This window comes from Cryobacterium sp. CG_9.6 (assembly GCF_029893365.1).
Lineage (GTDB): Bacteria > Actinomycetota > Actinomycetes > Actinomycetales > Microbacteriaceae > Cryobacterium.
The window spans coordinates 582,917-601,376 of record NZ_JARXUZ010000001.1; the positions used below are offsets into that span (position 1 = coordinate 582,917).

Below are 18,460 nucleotides of genomic sequence, written 5' to 3' on the forward strand. Positions count from 1 at the left end.
GCGCCGAGAGATGTTCCACGCCGGTCACTCGACCGGGTTACGGGCCGAACCAACAGAGGGAGCGCTATGAGTACGGAGCTGATCGTGGTGGGAGCAGGAGGCTTCGGCCGGCAAACGCTTGACGTGGTGCAGGCACTCAACCGCGCTGCTGATGTGCCCATATTTGACCTTCTTGGTGTGGTCGATTCGGGCCTGAGCGATCTTAATCGGGAGCGCCTCGAGCAGCGTGGTGAGGCCTACCTGGGCACCGTGGCCGAATGGCTGGCCTATGACTATCACGCACTGTATCTGATCGGGATCGGCGACCCGGTGGCCCGTCAGAGCCTCGACCGCCTCTTTCTTGACGCTGGAATGGCGGCGGCCACGGCCATCCATCCGCTGGCATCGATTGGATCGCAGGCCACGATCGGCGATGGCACGGTGGTATGCGGTGGCACGCAGGTATCCACGAACGTGCGGCTCGGGCGTCACGTGCACCTCAACCCGAACGTGGCCATCGGCCACGACGCCGTGCTGCATGACTTCGTGTCAGTGAACCCGGGTGCCATCATTTCGGGTGACGTGGAGGTGGGGAACCGTGTGCTGATTGGTGCCGGAGCAGTGATTCTGCAGGGTCTTGCTGTGGGGTCTGGTGCAGTGGTGGGCGCGAGCGCGTGCGTCGTGCGGCATGTCCCCGGCGACACGGTCGTGATGGGGGTTCCGGCCCGATGACCGACAGTTACGCGGGCAAACGCGTGTTGATTACCGGTGGAACCGGGTCTTTCGGGCACACGGTCACGAGCAAGCTGCTGCAGCGTGACGTAGCTGAGGTTCGCGTGCTGAGCCGGGATGAAGCGAAGCAAGACCTGATGCGGAACGAGATCGCGGACACCCGAGTGCGCTACTACCTGGGCGACGTGCGCGATTTCGGCAGTGTGGAGCGCGCCACGACCGACGTGGATTTTGTGTTTCACGCCGCAGCGCTCAAACAGGTGCCGTCGTGTGAATTCTTCCCGATGGAGGCCGTGCGCACGAATATTGTGGGCAGCGAGAACGTGGTGCGTGCCGCCGAGGTGTGCGGGGTGCGCTCGCTCGTGTGCCTCAGCACCGACAAGGCCGTCTACCCGGTAAACGCCATGGGCATGAGCAAGGCGATCATGGAAAAGGTGGCACGATCGCACGGTCTCAACAACCCCAACGCCGGAACAGTGGTGTCGTGTGTTCGGTATGGCAACGTGATGTACTCCCGTGGATCGGTAATTCCGCTGTTCATTCGGCAGTTACGCGAGGGACACAACCTCACGGTGACCAACCCCAATATGACGCGGTTCATGATGTCGCTCGCCGACTCGGTGGAGCTCGTGGAATTCGCGTTCCACAACGCACGTCAGGGAGACCTGTTCATTCGGAAGGCCCGGGCCTGCACGGTTGGTGACTTGGCCCAGGCCACCATCAACATTTTCCATTCGCACGCCCGGGTTGACGTCATTGGAACCCGTCATGCCGAGAAAGTGTCGGAGGCGCTCGCAAGCCGGGAAGAGCTCGCGCGAGCCGAGGACATGGGCGATTACTTTCGTATTCGGGCAGATAATCGTGATCTGAACTACGGCATCTACGTGGAGGAGGGTAACCCCGCCCAGACGCAGTACGACGACTACGACTCGCATACGGTGGAGCGGATGTCGGTGCGCGAGGTGGAGAGGCTGCTGTTGACCCTGCCCGAAGTACGGGGGGACCTTCGGGCGGCGGGTCTGCCCGTGGAGCGCGGTGAATACCGTGAGTGATGCGGGTTCGACTCACCCGCCGCCGATCACGGCTGCGCCGTCCGGCGGGCCCGGTGTGGTGCTGACGGGAGCGCACGGGTTTCTCGGCTGGCACACCCGCGTGGCGCTGCGGGAGGCGGGGGTGCTCACCCGTGTCCTCCCGCTGGGAGCGCCATTCGATGTGGCTCGTGCGGCGGAAACGCTCAGCGGCGCGGACCGTATCGTCCATCTGGCCGGGGTGAACCGGGGAACCGACGGAGACATTGCCGAGGGCAATGTGCTTCTGGCCCGTCAGGTCTCGGACGCGCTGAGCCGGTGCGAACACCCGCCACCGCTGGTTGTGTTCGCAAATTCCGTGCAGAGCGGCAACGGGAGCGTTTACGGCGAGGCGAAGGCCCGCGCTGCGGAGGCGCTGACCGTTGCCGCCGACAACGTCGGTGCCCGGTTCGAGAATGTGCGCCTCCCCAATCTCTTCGGTGAGCACGGTCGCGCTCACTACAACTCGGTGACGGCCACGTTCTGCCACCAACTTGCGCACGGTGGCGAGCCGGTCGTGCACCACGACCGTGAGCTTGTTCTGCTGCATGCCCAGAACGCTGCTGAGCTCCTCATCGGAAACCTCAGCGCGGCGGCCGCGAGTGCGCGTGAGGTGGTGAGCTCGGTGGGTGCCCTGCTCGACGAGCTGCGCGGGATGGCCGCGGCGTATCGCGGCGGCGAGATTCCCGACATCCGTTTGCCGTTTCAGCGTGATTTGTTCAACACCTATCGGTCCTCTGCGTTCGGGCCCGAGGCACCGTTCGTGTTGGACCGACGAACGGATGCCCGTGGTTCATTCGTCGAGGTCGTGCGCACCCACGGGGGTAGCGGCCAGCATTCGTTCTCCACAACGGTGCCGGGCGCGAGCCGTGGCGACCACTACCACCGACGCAAGGTGGAACGCTTCACAGTGCTCTCGGGTACGGCCACCATTTCGCTGCGACGACTCTTCTTCGACCAGGTGCTCGAGTTTGCGGTGTCGGGTGAAAACCCCATGAGCATTGACATGCCCACCATGTGGGCTCATAAGATCACCAATACCGGGCAGGACGTGCTGTTCACGTCGTTCTGGGCGAACGAACCCTTTAACGCGCAGCAACCAGACACCAGTGCGGAGGCAGTGCAGTCATGACCGATGTTCCCCTGCTCAAAATCATGACCATTGTCGGGACTCGGCCCGAAATCATTCGTTTGTCGGCAACGATTAAGCGCCTTGATGCCCACACGAACCATGTGCTCGTGCACACCGGTCAGAATTACGACTACGAGCTCAATGAGGTGTTCTTTGCCGATCTGGGTCTGCGACGGCCCGACCATTTTTTGCAGGCCGACACCCGCTCCCTCGGGGCGGTGCTCGGCTCCATTCTGGTGAAGACCGAAGCGATTCTGCTCGAGGAGAAGCCCGATGCCGTACTCGTGCTTGGCGATACGAACAGCTGCATCTCGGCGTTGATGGCCAAGCGGCTCAAGATCCCCGTCTTTCATATGGAGGCTGGAAACCGCTGCTTTGATGAGAACGTACCGGAGGAAACCAACCGCCGGCTCGTGGACCACATTGCCGATTACAACCTGGTGTACACGGAGCACGCTCGACGAAATTTGTTGGCTGAGGGGCTGCATCCGTCTCGAATTCTGCTCACCGGGTCACCGATGCGTGAGGTGCTCGCGGGTAACGCGGCCCAGATCGCCGAGAGCGATGTGCTCACTCGGCTCGGCCTCACGGCTGGCCGGTATTTTGTGGTGAGCCTGCACCGGGAAGAGACCGTGGACGACGCGGTGCGTCTGAGCTCGGTGCTTCAGGCACTGACCCAGTTGGCGGCAGAGCACCGGATGCCGGTGCTCGTGTCCACCCATCCGCGCACGCGGGACCGGCTACCCGGCCACACCACCGACGCCCTCACCCTGCACCCACCTTTCGGGTTCAACGACTATGTGAAACTGCAGCAGTCAGCGCGGCTGGTGCTGTCGGACAGCGGGACGATCAGTGAGGAGTCTCTCATTCTTGGGTTTCCCGCCGTCACACTGCGCGACGCGATTGAACGGCCGGAGGCGCTCGATGCGGGCGGAATGCTCACACTGGGTGTTACACCCGCGGCCATTCTTGATGGTGTGCGACTGGCACTCGCTGCGTTTGACGCCGACGGGCCGGCCACACCCCCCTGGGAGTACGACGTGACCGATACGTCTCGCCGGGTGCTCGCCTTCCTGCGTTCCACGGCGCACAGCCACCACGCACGCAGCGGAATTCGCCGTCCGTAGTTTGCGCACCGCTCGCGCCGCACGAACGAGACGATGCGTACCCGAAGACACCGTTCGTGCCGGTGCGGGGTCAGTCGGTCATCATGCTTCTGCGTATGTCGTCCAGGTTCAGCATCATCGACTGCTGATCCACAACAACGCCCGTTCGTCGCACCACCTGGAGCAGCGTGTGGGCGAGGATCTTGAGGTCGAGGATCGGTGAGAAGTGAGAAACGTACCAAGCATCACGGCGCAGTCGGTCGTCCCACGAAGCGGTATTCCTGCCGTGGATCTGTGCCAGTCCCGTGATTCCTGGCCGCATATCGAGCCTTGTGCGCTCGTCGGGAGTGAAAAACTCGGTGTAGCGCATCAGGAGTGGACGAGGCCCGACGAGGGACATGTCACCCCGCAGCACGTTCCAGAGCTCGGGGAGTTCGTCGAGACTGGTTGCCCGCAGGAGTGAGCCGAAGCGGGTCAGGCGGTCGGCATCGGGCAAGAGTTCGCCGTTGACTCCTCGAGCGTTCGTCATGGTGCGGAACTTGAAAATCTGAAAGGGAACACCGTCCCGGCCGGGACGGGTCTGCGTGAAGATTACGGGGGAACCGAGATGACGGCGAACGAGCAGAGCGAGTGCGCCCAGGGGAATACTGAGAACTCCGAGACCCACCAGCGATGCGATCACGTCTCCGGCACGCTTGAGAAGAAGACGGTGCGACTTCTCCCGACGTGCACGGAGCCGAACGGTGACAAAGCGGGCACTTCCCGAAGAAACAGCCAGGTGCTCACGGTAGTACGCGTGCCCGGCCCGGCCCATGGCATCCCGTTCCTCCTGCCCGAGGTGGTGGAGCGTTCGAACCGCGTCGGCGAGGGCCGCCGGGTTACCGGGATCGCAGGTGACGCCCGCCCCAGACTCCTCAATGATTCGTGCGGCGTCGCCCCGCACTGCCATCACGATCGGGCGACCGGCCAATAGGTAGGCCTGTGTCTTCGACGGGACAGTGATCGCGAAGAGTGGATCATCTCGAAGGTGCACGAGGAGGGCGTCGGACAGCGCAAGGATTTCACCGATTTCTGCGACGGGTCGACGGTCCATGAATGTGACGTTCACTAAGCCACGTTCAGTGGCGTGCCGTCGCAGGGACGCCAGCTCCAAACCGCCACCCACCAGCAGAAATCTGATGCCGTTCTCGGTGCGGAGCAATTCGGCCGCCCGCAGCACCGTCTCAAGGTCTTGAGCGGGGCCCATATTTCCGGCAAACGTCACGGTGAACATGCCAGCGAACCCCAGCTCGGCAGCGCGGGACGCCGACGGCGATTCCAGGGAGATGTTTTCTTCGTCGGCCCAGTTAGGGATCACCTCAATGCGAGACGCTGGAACAGCCCGCTCCACAAGGGTGTCCTTGAATCCCCGGGACTGAACGACGATCCTGGTACTCGCCGAATAGATTCTCTTCAGCAGATGACCCACGAGGGTGAGCGCGCGGGGACTGTTCACCATGCCCGTTGCCTTCAGGGATTCCGGCCACATATCTTGAACGTCGTACACGAAGGGGACGCCGCGCAGGAGTTTCAGCACCATGGCGGGCACACCCACCGTGGCTGGTGGGTGGTACACGTAAGCCACATCGGGGCGCCGCACACAGAGAACACCGATACTTGCTGAAACCGCGAAGGAGAGGTAGTTCAGCGCACGACGAGGACCGGATGCATCATGGCTCGGAAAAAGTGCGACCCGCAGCACCTGTATTCCGTCGAGGATTTCCCGGGTGAAGGGGCGGATCCGGTACCCGGGATACACCTGTCCGCCCGGGTAGTTGGGGAATCCCGTGAGCACCCGCACGTCGAGTCCGCGCTTGCGGAGCTCCTGGGCAAAGAGAAGCCCCTTGAACGCCGGTTCGGGGTCAAACCATTGGGTGATGAGCAGCACCCGAAGCGGTCGGTCTCTCATGCCTGCACCGCGTGGCGACGCTGCGGTATCAGCGAGCCCGGAGCCGACTTTACGTTCAAAAGACGCGGAGGACGCGGAAATATCCTGCATCGCCCGGCGAGTTCACCACTCAAGTGCAGGGTGGAACGCGCATCGGTTCTGTGGTGCGCTGCGTTGGCCGTAGTTTTTGTGACGCCCGCTACCCATCTCGTGACGGTACCCGGAGCGACTCGAAGAATAATCATGGCCGAGGTGCAATAAAGCGCAGTCACCGACGGAAGACGGGCGGCAACCATCAGTGCCATGCGAGTTTTGCTGCACGCTACCGCCAGCACAAAGGGCACGGTACAAGCTTCGACGACCATGATCATCAGCAGCGAACTCGGCCGCGCACGTATGTTGGTCACAACGGATGCACTCCGTCCACTCTGCGTTACCTTCAGCTGGCGCGGAAAGCTTTTCAGCACCATACGTCTGCTCCGCGATTTTCGAAAGTGCTGGGTTGTAATCCCTCGCTCTGTTTCGCCACTTTGTGACCGCAGCGCAGTAGTGTGCCGGTGATGAACAGGCAGAGAATCGTGCAGCATTCCTTCGGGTCGATTGGGTCCGGCGGCCCCATCGGTGCGCTCGCCCGGGTTATGAACTCTCAGATCACCGGCGAATTCGAGTTTCGTCACGTTGCCCAACCAGCTGCTGCCGGAGGGGTGAACCTCAGGCTGGTGCGCCGCATGGCACGGCAGATGCGTGATTTTCATCCGCATCTCGCCCACATCAGAGGGCTAGGGAATGAGGGTTTCCACGGTGTTCTCGCGGCGAGGCTCGCCGGAGTGCCACGGATTCTGGTGTCGGTGCATGGCTCCGTTCGTGACCTCGTGCACGGCCGCGGCAGCACGCGGCGGGCTCTCGTCGGATGGGTTCTCGAACCGCTGACCCTGCGCCTCGCCACCCACGTGGTGACGGTCTGTGAAGACGCACTCGACAAACCCGTGCTGGCTCCCGTCTGGCGCAAAGTCGTGGGTGTGGTGCCCAATGGGGTGGAGGTGGTGCGCTCATCTACGGCGGACCAACGACGGCGGGTCCGCCGTGAACTCAACATTCAGCCCCACGATGTGGCACTCATCTGTGTCGGGCGGTTGGTGCTCGACAAGGGACAGGTCGACCTTCTCGCGGCACTGGACGGGTTGACACCCCTGCCCGGTGCAATCGTGCATGTGCTGCTGGTGGGAGATGGCCCCGACCGGGCTCCTATTGCGCGCGCAGCGGCATCCGTCTCATCGTCGAATCGGGTGCACCTGCTCGGCCAGCGTGATGACGTGCCGGCCCTGCTCGCCGCGGCAGATGTGGCCGTATTTCCCACCCTGCACGAGAATCTGTCGAATGCGCTCCTCGAGGCCATGGCGGCCGCCCTCCCCATCGTGGCCACGCGGGTGGGTGGAAACACCGAGGTCCTCCGAAATGGCGGCGGGGTGCTCGTGCCGCCCGGTGATCCGTTCGCGCTCGCCGCGGCCCTGCAGACACTCATTGTCGACGCCGAGCTGCGCACTGTCGTCGGTCAAGCAGCGCGCGCCACGGTCGAGAACGGCTACACGACCGGTCATATGGTGGCACGGCTCGCGCAGGTGTACCGAGCCATTCTCGCCGCGGACCGGCGGGGCTCGGTGGCCCGGGGCCCCGAGCCCGAGCCGCGGGTTCTTCTCCTGGGCTTCACCATCAACGACAAGGTCCTAAGCGCAATCGCCGCGATCAGCCCGGCACCCCCATTCAAACCCACAACTTCGCCTGGAACCTCGTGGGAGCGCTGCAATCGGCCGGCTCCACGGTGTCGCTCCTGTCGGTTCTGCCGGTACCCGACTACCCCGAATACCCCCGGGTTCTCGTGCGTTCCGCACGTATTCACGACCCGCGCATCGGCTCGCATGGCCGCAGCCTCGGCTTCATCAACCTGATCGTGCTCAAACACCTCACCCGCTTTTCCTCGTGCTTCGTGCGGGGTACCCGGTTCGTGCGCCGTGAGGCCCCACAGGTTGTCATCGTGCACGGTATCCACACGCCGTTTCTCCTCTACGCTCTCCTGTTGCGCCGCACACTGCCGGTCCGGATCTGCCTGGTGTTGACCGACCCACCCGGCATAATTCGCCACGTGGATGGCCCCCTCGCTCGGCGGCTGAAAGGTCTTGATCGCCGCCTCCTCCGTCGCCTCACCCGCGGATTCGACGGCGTGATTGCGCTGACGCCGGCGCTCGCCGCCGACTTCGCCCCCCGTGTGCCGCGCCTTATTCTGGAGGGTTTCGTTAACCCTCACCTCGCAACCACGGCTGCCGCACACCGGAACCCCGACGAGATCCATGTGGCCTACGCCGGCGGAATCAGCACCGAGTACGGCGTGCGCAACCTTGTCGAGGCATTTCGCACTCTGCCTGACCGCCGGTTACGACTCGATCTGTATGGCCGTGGAACCCTCGACGGCTGGGTGGTGGGGCAGTGTGAAGCGGATGCTCGCATCACCCACCACGGAATCCTCCCGCACGACGCCCTGATGCCCCACCTGCGCGCCGCCCAGGTTCTGGTGAACCCCCGCCCGGCCGACCAGCTCTTCGTCAAGTATTCGTTTCCCTCGAAGCTTCTCGAATACCTGGCCCTCGGTGTGCCCGTGGTCTCCACCCGCCTCGCGGGGATCCCCGACGACGATCTCGTATTCCTTCAGCTCACCGTCGACGACTCGGTGTCGGCGCTGGCGCAGGCGCTGAGCCTTATGTTGAGTGATCTCGAGGCGGCCGAGAGTCGGGCCCGCCGCGCACAGCAGTACGTTGTGGAACACAAATCCCAGGCCGTCGTCGGCGCGCGCATCGCCGCATTTCTCAGCGCACTGGAAACGAGGTCAGGTGCCACCCAACGTGGCACACGACAGAGAGGAAGACCGTGAGAATTGAGCCTGGGCATCCGTCTCAACTAGTGGCGGGTGCCGCGCGTGCCCTTGTTGCTGCCGCCACCGCCGGCGCTCGAGCCGCCCGCATTGTTCGGGGACTCGCGGTGGCGCCCCGGTTCGGGGCGCGGGGCACGAACTTCGTCTTCGACCCGGCGGGAACGTACACCTTTGCGTCGATCTTCGTGGGAAACAATGTGAACCTCGGAGTGCGCCCCACTCTCATGGCAACGCGGTCGCAGATTCGCATCGGCAACAATGTGGTTTTTGGCCCCGGCGTCACGGTGCGCGGCGGTAACCATCGGTTTGACGTGGTGGGAGAGTTCATTGTGAACGTGACCGATGCGATGAAACGTGACAGCGACGATCGCGGTGTGCACATTGAGGATGACGTGTGGGTGGGCGGCGGAGCCACCATTCTGCACGGAGTCACGATCGGGCGGGGCAGCGTTATCGGGGCGGCCGCGGTGGTGTCTCGATCCGTGCCGCCTTACAGCGTGGTGGTGGGAAACCCCGGTGTTGTGGTTCGAGCCCGGTTCTCACGCGCCGAGGCTCTCGCCCACGAGAGCGCCCTCTACGCGGTGGCGGAACGCCTCGATGCTGATGCGCTCAGGCACCTGCACGACTAGGAGCCAGAGTTCACGACGCTCCCTCAGGGTGCACGTGAGCGCGCAAAAAGCCGTGCAGCTATTGCGCGTTAGGAGTGCGGCGGAGAAAGAGCCGCAGATCAGGTACCTGCAGGCGCGTAAAGGCCGCGGACAGGTGTCCCTGGTCGGCGAAAATGGGTTCCGTGCCGGCGAGTACGCGGCAGGACTCGCTGCCGCATATCAACGGCACGGTCGCAAAACGTGCGGTCATGTGTAGTGCCTCGACCTCCACCGCTTCCGCGGTACGTAACACCCTGGTAGTCGCGAGCGCGGACCCTCGATCGGATGAACACCGCGCCTCCGAGCCCAAGGCTCGGGTGAGGCACAAGACGGGATCGAAGGAGAGCTGCGGGTTGTCCTCGATCGACGACGCGAGCGCACCGAAGCCACGTATCTGAGCCACGAACTCGGAGTACGCCGCGGCCCAACTGTGAGCCTGGGCGGTAGTTTCAAGAGACTGACCCGATCCGTCGACGATTCTGCCCACGTAACTGTTTGCATTCACGATCACCACCATTTGTGGCTTCACCTCGCCCATCAGTCGAACGGTGCCTGTCCGAAACTGGGTGCAGGCCGGGTCGTGAACGCCCTGCGCGTTCACAACCGCAACGGGGATGGCCGGGCACGCCGACAGCCACCGAGTGACGAGCCGATACCCCTCTGCTTGAGCCGCGGCACCAAGGGCGTTCTGCCACATGCCGGCATGCGAATCGCCCACGAGCATCACGGTTTTTTTCGATGACGCATCCCCGTCCTCGCAATAACGGATGCCCGACGCTTCCGTCGTGCGCTCGGCGCACGTGCTGACCCCGCGTGCCACAACGGCAGCCTGGTAGGGGGCGAAGGTCGCACTGGTCGTGGAAGCCCCGGCGATCATGGCCACCCCGCCCGAGAGCGCCACGATCACCGCGGCGCTCACGGCCATGGACGCAACCGTCAGGCGCACCGAGCCGAGTAGACGCGTGTTGAATCGCACGCGCTGCTCCACGAAGGCGTAACTCGCACTGGCGAGGATCAGACTCCCGATACCCGCCACACTTCCCACGACAGCCGAATCCGTTCGCAGCAGCACGAAAGCGAAAACGATGGCCGGCCAGTGCCACAGGTACCAGGAATACGATCGTGACCCGATCCACTGCAGCGGCCCGGCGCCCAGCAGATGAGAAACCAGCACGGGCTGAGAATCCGGCCCCTGGTCACCCGGTCGGTCGCTTGGCCGGTCGCCTGGGGTGCCGGCCACAATGAGCAGCAGCGTACCCAGAACGGGAACGATCGCAGCAAAGCCGGGGAAGGGTATGCGGTTGTTCAGAAGAAACACCGCCCCGAGCACGAGTACGAGACCCACCAGGCTAAGGGTCTGTCGTTGCAGGGGCGCTAGGCGTGCCGCCAGGCGGCCGAGCGGCAGCACCGCCACGAGGCCGGCGGCCGCGAATTCCCAGGCTCGGGTCGGCAGCAGGTAGAACGCCCAGGTGGGGCGGGCATCCGTGAGCCAGAGAGACAGCACGAACGACGCCACCAGCGTGACTGCGAAGGCTGTCACGATCACGCCGCGTGGCGACACCCCCCGGCGCCGCGCCAGCACACAGGCGGTCACGATCAGCAGCGGCCAGAAAATGTAGAACTGCTCTTCGACGCCGAGCGTCCAAGTGTGCAGCAGCGGACTCTGGTCGATGCTGGCTGCAAAGTAGTCGGAGGACTGCGCTGCAAACAGCACGTTGGAGGCATAGACCGCTGCCGCCGCGCTCTGCTCGCCGAGGGTGGCCCATTCCAACGGGGACAGCACGATCAGCCCCGCCACGAGCGTGACCGCGATCATCACGCACAGGGCGGGAGCCAGGCGTCGCAATCGGGCGGCCCAGAACGCACCGAGGTGGAGCCCGCCGGTGCGGTCGACCTCGCGCAGCAGGTTCGAGGTGATGAGAAAACCGGAGATGGCAAAGAAGACGTCCACGCCCGTGAACCCCCCACTGAAACCGGGGATTCCCGCGTGGAATGCCACGACGGGCACAATGGCGAGAGCCCGAAGGCCGTTGAGGTCCGGGCGAAAGTGCGGCGTAGCCGGTGGCCGCGCGCGCCTGGTCTGGCCTGGCTCACCCTTCATGATGGCGCCTCGCCATGAACGAGCGACCGCAGAAAATCGTGCAGTGGCTGTGAATGTGTTCGGGGTGCAAAGCGATGCCGCTCCGCGGAGGCGATGCCTGTGCGGTCGAAGGTATATGGTTCCTGCAGGGCTCGCCGCACCGCGTCCGCGAGAGCGGTAGGGGACTCATCGGGGAGAATTCGCGCATTCACGCCGTCGATGAGCACGTCGCCCAGATCGCTGGTGAGGTTGGCCAGCACCGGAACGCCGCGCACGAGGCTCTCCACGACCTTGGACGGGTATCCCGCCGCGGCAAACCGCTCCAGGCCGCGCTGAAGCACCGAGAAGTGACTGTCCGCCAGCACTGCGCGAGCCGTATCGGCCGGCAACCGTCCGTGGAACCTCAGGCACTCATGCGTCACCGTGGGGGTGCGAAGGAGCGTTGCGGCCTGCTGCGCGGTGAGCCCCACAATATTGATGCAGAGCGCCTCGGCGGTGAGCCCCAGCAAGCCGGGTAGGCACACCAAACTGCGAATCGTCGCCGCATCCTTGCGGCCCGCCGACCCGAGATAGGACAGGGTGAGCGGATGCCCGTGGCCCGGTGAACTCCACCACTCGCGGGGGCGCAGATGTGGGGTCTCGGCCACCTCGAACAGGGGAGGCACCCGCAGACTCGGGGTGCCGGCGAAGGTGAAATACCGCTCCAGAAAGCGGCTGATCACGATGACACCGGCCACCCGCGGCGCGACAACGCGCATCGCCACGGCGTTCGCCAGCGCAAAGGGTCCGAAGCGACCTCCGGGAAGATGCGAGGGCTGGTACCACTCCACGACATCGAGGACGAGTGGCAGGTGGCGGTGCCGCGCAAGCGGAAGCAGACGCACCAGATAACCGAGGGAGGTCCCGTACAGCACAATCACGTCCGGGGCCGGTTGGAGTTCCGAGAGCCAGGTGCGGGTCGCAGCTCCCCAGCTGAGCCCTCGCCAGACGCGCCGGAGCTTGGGCCACTCCGGTCTCGGAAATTCGCCGAGCTGGGTCACGGTCAGCGTGCGGCCGCTCGCAGCGGCTGCATGCTCGTTCGCCTGATGAGCCCCGAACGATGGTTCGGGCCAGGTCGCGGAACCGATGCTGACCCGGTCACCGGCCTCCAGCAGTGCCTGCGTGACCCCCAGCATCCGCTGGGCCTCGGCCGACGACGAGCCAAAATCAACGGGACCCACGTAGGCAACATGCAGCACTTTCGCTTCAGGCTCAGGAATCAATCGGCACCACCTGACTGAGAGTGGCCCGGTACCCGAGGATTGCGGACGGCAGGACAAAAATGATGTAGGCGGCGACACCGGCCAGGGGGATGCCCGCGAGTCCGAACAGCGGGTAGAAAAGGAACTTGAGGGGAATCGAGCACACGGCGAACAGACCCCAGCCCACGTATTGGTACCGCAGGCGCCCGACACTGTTTTGCACACTGAAGAACGGTGAGCAGAAGGCGATTGCGAGCGACCATGCCGTGAGGCTCAGTGCAAGATCGAGCGGGATGCCCGTGGTGTTTCCCAGCCACAGCGTGGCGATGAGGTCACGACCGACCACGAGAACGAGTCCGCCCAGGGCGACGGCGCCCACAGAAAAGAGCACCATAGCCCGCGTGGTGGTGCGCACCCAGCGCACGTCACCGCGCGCGAGCGCTTCGCCGTTTGCCGGCCAGAGGGGCAGAGCAACGAGGGTGACGGCGAGGCCGAGGAGGGCGAAGAGTTTGCTCGTGATTGAGTATTGGCTGACCGTGGCAAAATCGGCCACGCGCGCCACGATGAGGTTGTCGACGTTGAGTGAGAGTGAGGTGAGAACGGAGAGACAGAAGAACGCGAAGCCCACGCGCAGCAGCGAGCCGGCCGCCGTCCTCGAAGCGGAGCGGAAGGATGGCCGGAGGAGTCCTCGGCGCGAAAAATACACCAGATTATTGATCAGGATCGTGACCGGCCCCGCAAAGACGGCGGCCGCAATAACGGGCACGGCACCCAGATCAAGCAGTGCGGTTGTATAGACCGTAGCAACCGTGAGCACGGCACCGGTGACCTGCCAGAGGTTGCTCTTCCAGGCCTCCTGCAGCGCATACTGCACGCGCTGCACCAGCGTGAGGGGAATACTCACCGCGAAGGCGGAGAGAGCAAGTCCTGCCACCACCTGTGCGGTGAGGGCGTCGAGTCCATTGCTCTGTGACTCCACGCGCCGCCAGTCGATGAGGGGAACGGCCAGCCAGATCACGGTGAGCAGTAGCACCGCGATGCCGCCGAGGGTGAGATAGGCCGTGCTCACGAGCGTCTTCGCCTTCACGAAGTCACGTCCGGCGACCGCCCAGACCAGGCGGGTGAGGAGGCCGTTACCGAGGCCAAGGTCGGCGAACATGCCCATGGCCGTGATCGACGTGACGATCATCCAGAACCCAAACAGATCGGCGCCGAGGTAGCGCAGCGTCACTGGAATCGTGAGCAGTGGTGCCGCCAGTGTGAGCACGCGGGAACCGAGCCCGGTCGCGATGCCGAGCAGCAGCGCACGGGTGCGCACGCTGGCCACGGTCTCGCGTCGCGGGTTGGCCATTCACAACCCCATATACCAGTCGTATACCTGGCGTAACGCCCACTCGAAATCGGGCCGTACCACCGTGGGGAGCAGGGATTCGAGCAGGGCCGGATTGGCCTGAGAATGCGTCACATCGCCCGCGCGTGGCGCCACATAGTTCACCAGAATGGGGCGTGGGTGCCACTGACGCAGTAACCCGATCACGGCATTCAGGGACGTTCGGGTGCCGAAGGCCAGGTTCACCGGAGTGGGGTGGGTCACCGTGTTGAGAAGCGCTACGGTCAGGGCATCCGTGACGGCATGCACCGACGTGAAGTCCCGGGACTGCTCGCCGTCACCGAAGACGGTGAGCGGTTCGTCATTCTTGATGGCGGCCAGGAATTTGGGAATGACCGCCGCGTACACGTGATCGGCGCGCTGCAGCGGGCCAAACACGTTGAAGAATCGCAGGGCAAGCGTGTTCATGCCGAAGCTCGTGGAGTAGGCATTCGCGTAGGCCTCCGTGGCGAGTTTGCTCACCGCATAGGGGCTCAACGGGACCGTTGGCAGTGTTTCCACCTTGGGCAGGGTGATCGTCGCCCCATACACCGACGATGATGACGCCACGCTCACATGACCCACTCCGTTCGCCCGGGCGGCCTCCAGAACGTGAAGTGTTCCCAGCACGTTCACGGCGTTTGTGGTGAGGGGATCATGCAGGGAGCGGGGAACGGAGGGCAGCGCACCCAGGTGCACCACGGCCTGCACACCCTCGGTGGCCCGCTTCACGTCGTCGAGGTTACGTAGGTCCCCCTCAATCTCCCACACCCGAGCCGAGTCTGACGCGGTTGAAAAGCCCGGTCGGTGTGCACGACGGATGCCGGTGGCATAGTTGTCCAGGGTGCGCACGCGGTCGATCTCGGGTTCGATGAGGAGCCGGTCCACCAGGTTCGTTCCGATGAATCCGCACCCGCCCGTGACCAAAACCTCCATGGTGTCCTTTCTTCCCGTCACGCTCACAACCGGTGCACGCGCTCGCCAGCTGGAACGCAGTTCTTGGTATCAAGCGTGAGAGTGGAACTGCGCGCCAGAAGGCTCAGGTCGAACTCGTCATGTTCCGTGAGCAGCACCACAATGTCGGCGTGCGCCACCGACTCCCTGTCGAGGGTCGTTCGCTCAATACCGCTCGGCCACCGATGATCCTCCACATGACTGTCCACGGCGGCGACCGCGGCTCCGTAACCACGCAGCAGATCGGCGAGGTGCAGGGAGGGCGCCTCGCGAATATCCCCGGTGTTTCGCTTATATGCCAGTCCGAGCAGGAGCACACGCGAGTTCTTCATGGCCTTGCAGTCGTCGTTCAGCAGCTGGAGCATCCGTTGCACCACGTACTGAGGCATGTGGTCGTTCACATCGTTGGCGAGTTCCACAAAGCGAAAGTTCTGTCCGAGCTTGCGCTTCACCTGCCAGGAGAGGTAACTCGGATCAACCGGTAGGCAGTGTCCACCCACACCGGGACCCGGTGTGAACTTCATGAAGCCGAACGGCTTCGTTCCGGCGGCCTCGATGGACTCCCAGACATTCACCCCCAGCTGATGCGCAAATATGGCCAGCTCGTTGACGAGCGCAATATTGACGTGACGGAAGGTATTTTCGAGCAGTTTTGTGAGTTCTGCTTCTTTGGGTGAGCTCACGGGAACGGTGCGGTTGACTAACTCGTCATAGAAGCGTTTCACGTGCCCGAGGGAATCGGCGTTGATTCCGGAGACCACCTTGGGAGTTTCTTGAAACCCCCACACCTTGTTGCCCGGATCGATGCGTTCGGGGCTGTAGCCCACGTAAAAGTCCGTGCCGGCAGTGAGACCGGAACCACGCTCGAGAATGGGCACGAGCATTTCCTCGGTTGTGCCCGGGTAGGTGGTGGACTCGAGAATAACCGTGGCTCCCCGCTCAAGATGACCGGAGAGCGATGCGCTCGACTGCTCTATGTACGACAGGTCCGGGAGAGTGTCCCGCAGGGGGGTGGGAACGGTGATGACCGCCACATCGAAGCGCGCGGTGTTGGCATAATCGGTTGTCGGAAGATACCGGCCCGTGGCGAGCGCGGTGCGCAACTGCTCGTCGGAGACGTCATCGACGTAGGAGATTCCAGTCCGCAGATTAGTGATGCGGGTCTGGTCGAGGTCAATCCCCACAACCGTGAAGCCCACCTCGATCGCCCTCATGGTAACGGGCAGCCCGACATACCCCTGCCCCACGATGACGAGCTTGCGGTCCTGTGGTGTCATGGGCCCGATCCTTGGGGGACATGGATTGTTCTGGTGTGCCCGGTTCGGGGCGGTTGGCAGCGTCATACTACTCGGGACCTCGCTCTCGCGTGAGATTGCGGGCCACGAGATAAGTGGAGATACCCCCTCGAACTGGGTGAGCAGCCGAGCAAAACCAAGGTGATCTGCTCTGGTTAACTACTGGCATGAAGCCTTCAGCTGTCGGTGGACCAGGAGAAAAATCTCGATCCGTGGGGCGTGTCGTGGCAGTGCGCGTGATGTTGGCCGTGCTGGCGATCGTGCTTCTCGGGACGGCCTGGGTGGGAGTTCGCGCGGTGATGGCGAGGGACGAACTGCAGAGCGCCGTTCCACTGGCCGAGAAGATTCGCAGCGACGTCGTCTCTGGCAACAGCCAGGCGGCCAGCCAGACCGTCGCTGAACTCGCACCTCACGCTGCCCGCGCTGTGAGCCTCACGAGCGATCCTGTGTGGCGGGCATTCGAGACCGTTCCGGTACTCGGGACCAATCTTTCCGCTGTGCGTGGTGTGGCGGCGATCGTTGACAGCCTGGTTCTGGACGCCGTTCAGCCGCTGATAGAAGCTGCCAGTGGTGTCAACGTGGCTGATTTCGCACCCGTGAATGGGGCCGTGAACCTGCAGCCGCTCCTTGCCGTTCAGCCCCAGATTGCCGCCGCCAACGTGGCTCTTGCCCGGGCGCGAACCGATGTCGGACTCATCAATGCCGCCCACACCCTCGCTCCGGTCCGTGATGCGGTGGCACAGCTCGAGACGGTGGTTGTCGACGCGGCCGGAAGCGTTGATGCGTTGGACCGTGCCAGCCGTCTGCTTCCGAGAATGCTCGGCGACTCCGGCCCACGAAACTATCTCCTGTTGGTGCAGAATCCCGGAGAGCTTCGCGCCACGGGCGGCGTTTCGGGGGCGATGGCACTGATTCACACGGAGAACGGTGCCATCACTCTTACCCAGCAGGCAAGCACCGAAGACTTCACCCCAGCTGCTGAACCTGTTCTTCCCCTACCTGCGGAGACGACCGCTATTTATGGTGAGGTCACGGGGCGATTTATTCAGAGCGCAAACCTCACTCCCCGGTTCGCCTTGACGGGAGCCCTAGCTCGGGAGATGTGGCGACTTCGCTACGGCCTCACGGTCGACGGTGTGCTCACGGTCGACCCAGCAACTCTTGGCTACCTGCTCGCTGCCACTGGTCCGATCACGGTGCCCAGCGGCGAGGTGCTCACAGCCGACAACGCGGTTCAGGTTTTGACGAGGGACGCGTATGCGCGGTACCCCGAACCGGCCCGGCAGGATGCGTTTTTTGCCGCGGCAGCGGGCGCTGTCTTCACCGCACTTTCTGCGGGTCAGTCTGATCCGGTAAAGCTCGTTGCAGCTGTGGCCCGGGGTGGTGACGAAGGGCGTGTGCTCGTCTGGAGTGCGGACAAAGCAGACCAGAATGTGCTGTCTGGGACAACGCTGGCCGGAGGTCTCCCCGTCAGCGATGCGCGGGCAGCGCGGTTTGGCATCTATCTCAACGATGCCACGGGCGGAAAAATGGGCACCTATCTCGGCGTGAAAGCAGCGCTCGGGCAGCAGACCTGCGGGGCCCCGGGGCGCCCGAGCTACCGGGTCTCCATCACTCTCACCAACACCGCCCCTCTCGATGCGAAAACGTCCCGCCCGTCCCGGATAACAACTTTCGGCGAGTACGGCGTAACGCCCGGGAACGTGAAGACGATCTTGTCGGTCTATGGGGTGACGGGAATGACGGATCTCGGGCTGACGCGGGATGGCCAACCCGTTGACCACAATCAGTCCACCGACGGCGGGTATCCCGTCACAACGGTGGGAGTTGAGCTGGTGCCTGGGGAGAGCGCGGTGCTCAACTTCGGGTATTTGGGCGACGAGGAGTTCGACGGAACGCTGTTGGCGGTGGGGACGCCGATCATCACCAGTCAGACTCCCACGATGCTTACCAGCATTTGTGACTGAGCCCCGTAGAAGTAACAGCGCAATCGACATACACTTCACGC

Annotated in this window: 14 protein-coding genes; 8 read left to right on the plus strand and 6 right to left on the minus strand. The window is 63.8% G+C overall.

Annotation, left to right across the window (positions count from 1 at the left end; translation table 11 throughout):
• The first annotated feature begins 66 nt into the window (after nucleotides 1–66).
• Genes H4V99_RS02750 through wecB form a run of 4 tightly spaced genes read left to right on the plus strand, consistent with a single transcriptional unit; the run spans nucleotide 67 to nucleotide 4,037 of the window.
• Nucleotides 67–711, plus strand: coding sequence for a NeuD/PglB/VioB family sugar acetyltransferase (locus H4V99_RS02750; RefSeq protein ID WP_280675306.1), 645 nt, complete (start codon nucleotides 67–69; stop codon nucleotides 709–711).
• Nucleotides 708–1,763: a polysaccharide biosynthesis protein gene (locus H4V99_RS02755; RefSeq protein ID WP_280675308.1), complete on the plus strand. Its 1,056-nt coding sequence runs from the start codon at nucleotides 708–710 to the stop codon at nucleotides 1,761–1,763. The genes H4V99_RS02750 and H4V99_RS02755 overlap by 4 nt, the downstream gene beginning before the upstream one ends.
• On the plus strand, nucleotides 1,747–2,910 hold the full coding sequence (locus H4V99_RS02760) for an NAD-dependent epimerase/dehydratase family protein (protein WP_280675310.1): 1,164 nt from the start codon (nucleotides 1,747–1,749) through the stop codon (nucleotides 2,908–2,910). The genes H4V99_RS02755 and H4V99_RS02760 overlap by 17 nt, the downstream gene beginning before the upstream one ends.
• Nucleotides 2,907–4,037: a UDP-N-acetylglucosamine 2-epimerase (non-hydrolyzing) gene (wecB, locus tag H4V99_RS02765; RefSeq protein WP_280675312.1), complete on the plus strand. Its 1,131-nt coding sequence runs from the start codon at nucleotides 2,907–2,909 to the stop codon at nucleotides 4,035–4,037. The genes H4V99_RS02760 and wecB overlap by 4 nt, the downstream gene beginning before the upstream one ends.
• A 70-nt stretch (nucleotides 4,038–4,107) precedes the next feature.
• On the opposite strand, the gene H4V99_RS02770 is transcribed toward wecB, so the two are convergent.
• Nucleotides 4,108–5,964, minus strand: a complete 1,857-nt coding sequence (locus tag H4V99_RS02770) for a sugar transferase (RefSeq protein WP_280675314.1) — start codon at nucleotides 5,962–5,964, stop codon at nucleotides 4,108–4,110.
• A 539-nt stretch (nucleotides 5,965–6,503) separates the two neighbouring features.
• Here H4V99_RS02770 and H4V99_RS02775 point away from each other — a divergent pair.
• From H4V99_RS02775 to H4V99_RS02785, 3 genes are read left to right on the plus strand one after another with little or no spacing between them, the layout of a single operon-like run.
• Nucleotides 6,504–7,889 (plus strand): glycosyltransferase, encoded by a 1,386-nt coding sequence (locus tag H4V99_RS02775; RefSeq protein ID WP_280675316.1) that lies wholly within the window; start codon nucleotides 6,504–6,506, stop codon nucleotides 7,887–7,889.
• Entirely contained in the window at nucleotides 7,772–8,866 is a 1,095-nt protein-coding gene (locus H4V99_RS02780; RefSeq protein ID WP_280679911.1) for a glycosyltransferase, read from the plus strand. The genes H4V99_RS02775 and H4V99_RS02780 overlap by 118 nt, the downstream gene beginning before the upstream one ends.
• A complete protein-coding gene (locus tag H4V99_RS02785; protein WP_280675319.1) occupies nucleotides 8,863–9,495 on the plus strand; it encodes an acyltransferase in 633 nt (210 codons plus the stop codon). Before H4V99_RS02780 ends, H4V99_RS02785 begins: the two co-directional genes overlap by 4 nt.
• 58 nt (nucleotides 9,496–9,553) lie before the next feature.
• Here H4V99_RS02785 and H4V99_RS02790 read toward each other — a convergent pair whose 3' ends face one another.
• Genes H4V99_RS02790 through H4V99_RS02810 form a run of 5 tightly spaced genes read right to left on the minus strand, consistent with a single transcriptional unit; the run spans nucleotide 9,554 to nucleotide 16,434 of the window.
• A complete protein-coding gene (locus H4V99_RS02790) occupies nucleotides 9,554–11,614 on the minus strand; it encodes an acyltransferase family protein (RefSeq protein WP_280675321.1) in 2,061 nt (686 codons plus the stop codon).
• Nucleotides 11,611–12,855, minus strand: a complete 1,245-nt coding sequence (locus tag H4V99_RS02795) for a glycosyltransferase (RefSeq protein ID WP_280675323.1) — start codon at nucleotides 12,853–12,855, stop codon at nucleotides 11,611–11,613. The genes H4V99_RS02790 and H4V99_RS02795 overlap by 4 nt, the downstream gene beginning before the upstream one ends.
• The gene (locus tag H4V99_RS02800) at nucleotides 12,845–14,185 is read right to left on the minus strand and encodes a hypothetical protein (protein ID WP_280675325.1); all 1,341 of its coding nucleotides are present in this window, start codon (nucleotides 14,183–14,185) and stop codon (nucleotides 12,845–12,847) included. The genes H4V99_RS02795 and H4V99_RS02800 overlap by 11 nt, the downstream gene beginning before the upstream one ends.
• Complete coding sequence (locus H4V99_RS02805) at nucleotides 14,186–15,160, minus strand: NAD-dependent epimerase/dehydratase family protein (protein WP_280675327.1); 975 nt, start codon at nucleotides 15,158–15,160, stop codon at nucleotides 14,186–14,188.
• A 2-nt stretch (nucleotides 15,161–15,162) separates the two neighbouring features.
• The gene (locus H4V99_RS02810; RefSeq protein ID WP_280675329.1) at nucleotides 15,163–16,434 is read right to left on the minus strand and encodes a nucleotide sugar dehydrogenase; all 1,272 of its coding nucleotides are present in this window, start codon (nucleotides 16,432–16,434) and stop codon (nucleotides 15,163–15,165) included.
• Nucleotides 16,435–16,619: 185 nt separating this feature from the next.
• On the opposite strand from H4V99_RS02810, the gene H4V99_RS02815 reads away from it, so the two are divergent.
• Nucleotides 16,620–18,419 (plus strand): DUF4012 domain-containing protein, encoded by a 1,800-nt coding sequence (locus H4V99_RS02815; RefSeq protein WP_280675332.1) that lies wholly within the window; start codon nucleotides 16,620–16,622, stop codon nucleotides 18,417–18,419.
• Nucleotides 18,420–18,460: the final 41 nt, after the last annotated feature.

Coding starts and splice junctions, on each gene's coding strand:
- H4V99_RS02770 (WP_280675314.1), bottom strand. CDS start 5,964: ATGAGAGACCGACCGCTTCGGGTGCTGCTCATCACCCAATGGTTTGAC.
- H4V99_RS02800 (WP_280675325.1), bottom strand. CDS start 14,185: ATGGCCAACCCGCGACGCGAGACCGTGGCCAGCGTGCGCACCCGTGCG.
- H4V99_RS02815 (WP_280675332.1), top strand. CDS start 16,620: ATGAAGCCTTCAGCTGTCGGTGGACCAGGAGAAAAATCTCGATCCGTG.
- H4V99_RS02755 (WP_280675308.1), top strand. CDS start 708: ATGACCGACAGTTACGCGGGCAAACGCGTGTTGATTACCGGTGGAACC.
- H4V99_RS02775 (WP_280675316.1), top strand. CDS start 6,504: ATGAACAGGCAGAGAATCGTGCAGCATTCCTTCGGGTCGATTGGGTCC.
- wecB (WP_280675312.1), top strand. CDS start 2,907: ATGACCGATGTTCCCCTGCTCAAAATCATGACCATTGTCGGGACTCGG.
- H4V99_RS02790 (WP_280675321.1), bottom strand. CDS start 11,614: ATGAAGGGTGAGCCAGGCCAGACCAGGCGCGCGCGGCCACCGGCTACG.
- H4V99_RS02750 (WP_280675306.1), top strand. CDS start 67: ATGAGTACGGAGCTGATCGTGGTGGGAGCAGGAGGCTTCGGCCGGCAA.
- H4V99_RS02810 (WP_280675329.1), bottom strand. CDS start 16,434: ATGACACCACAGGACCGCAAGCTCGTCATCGTGGGGCAGGGGTATGTC.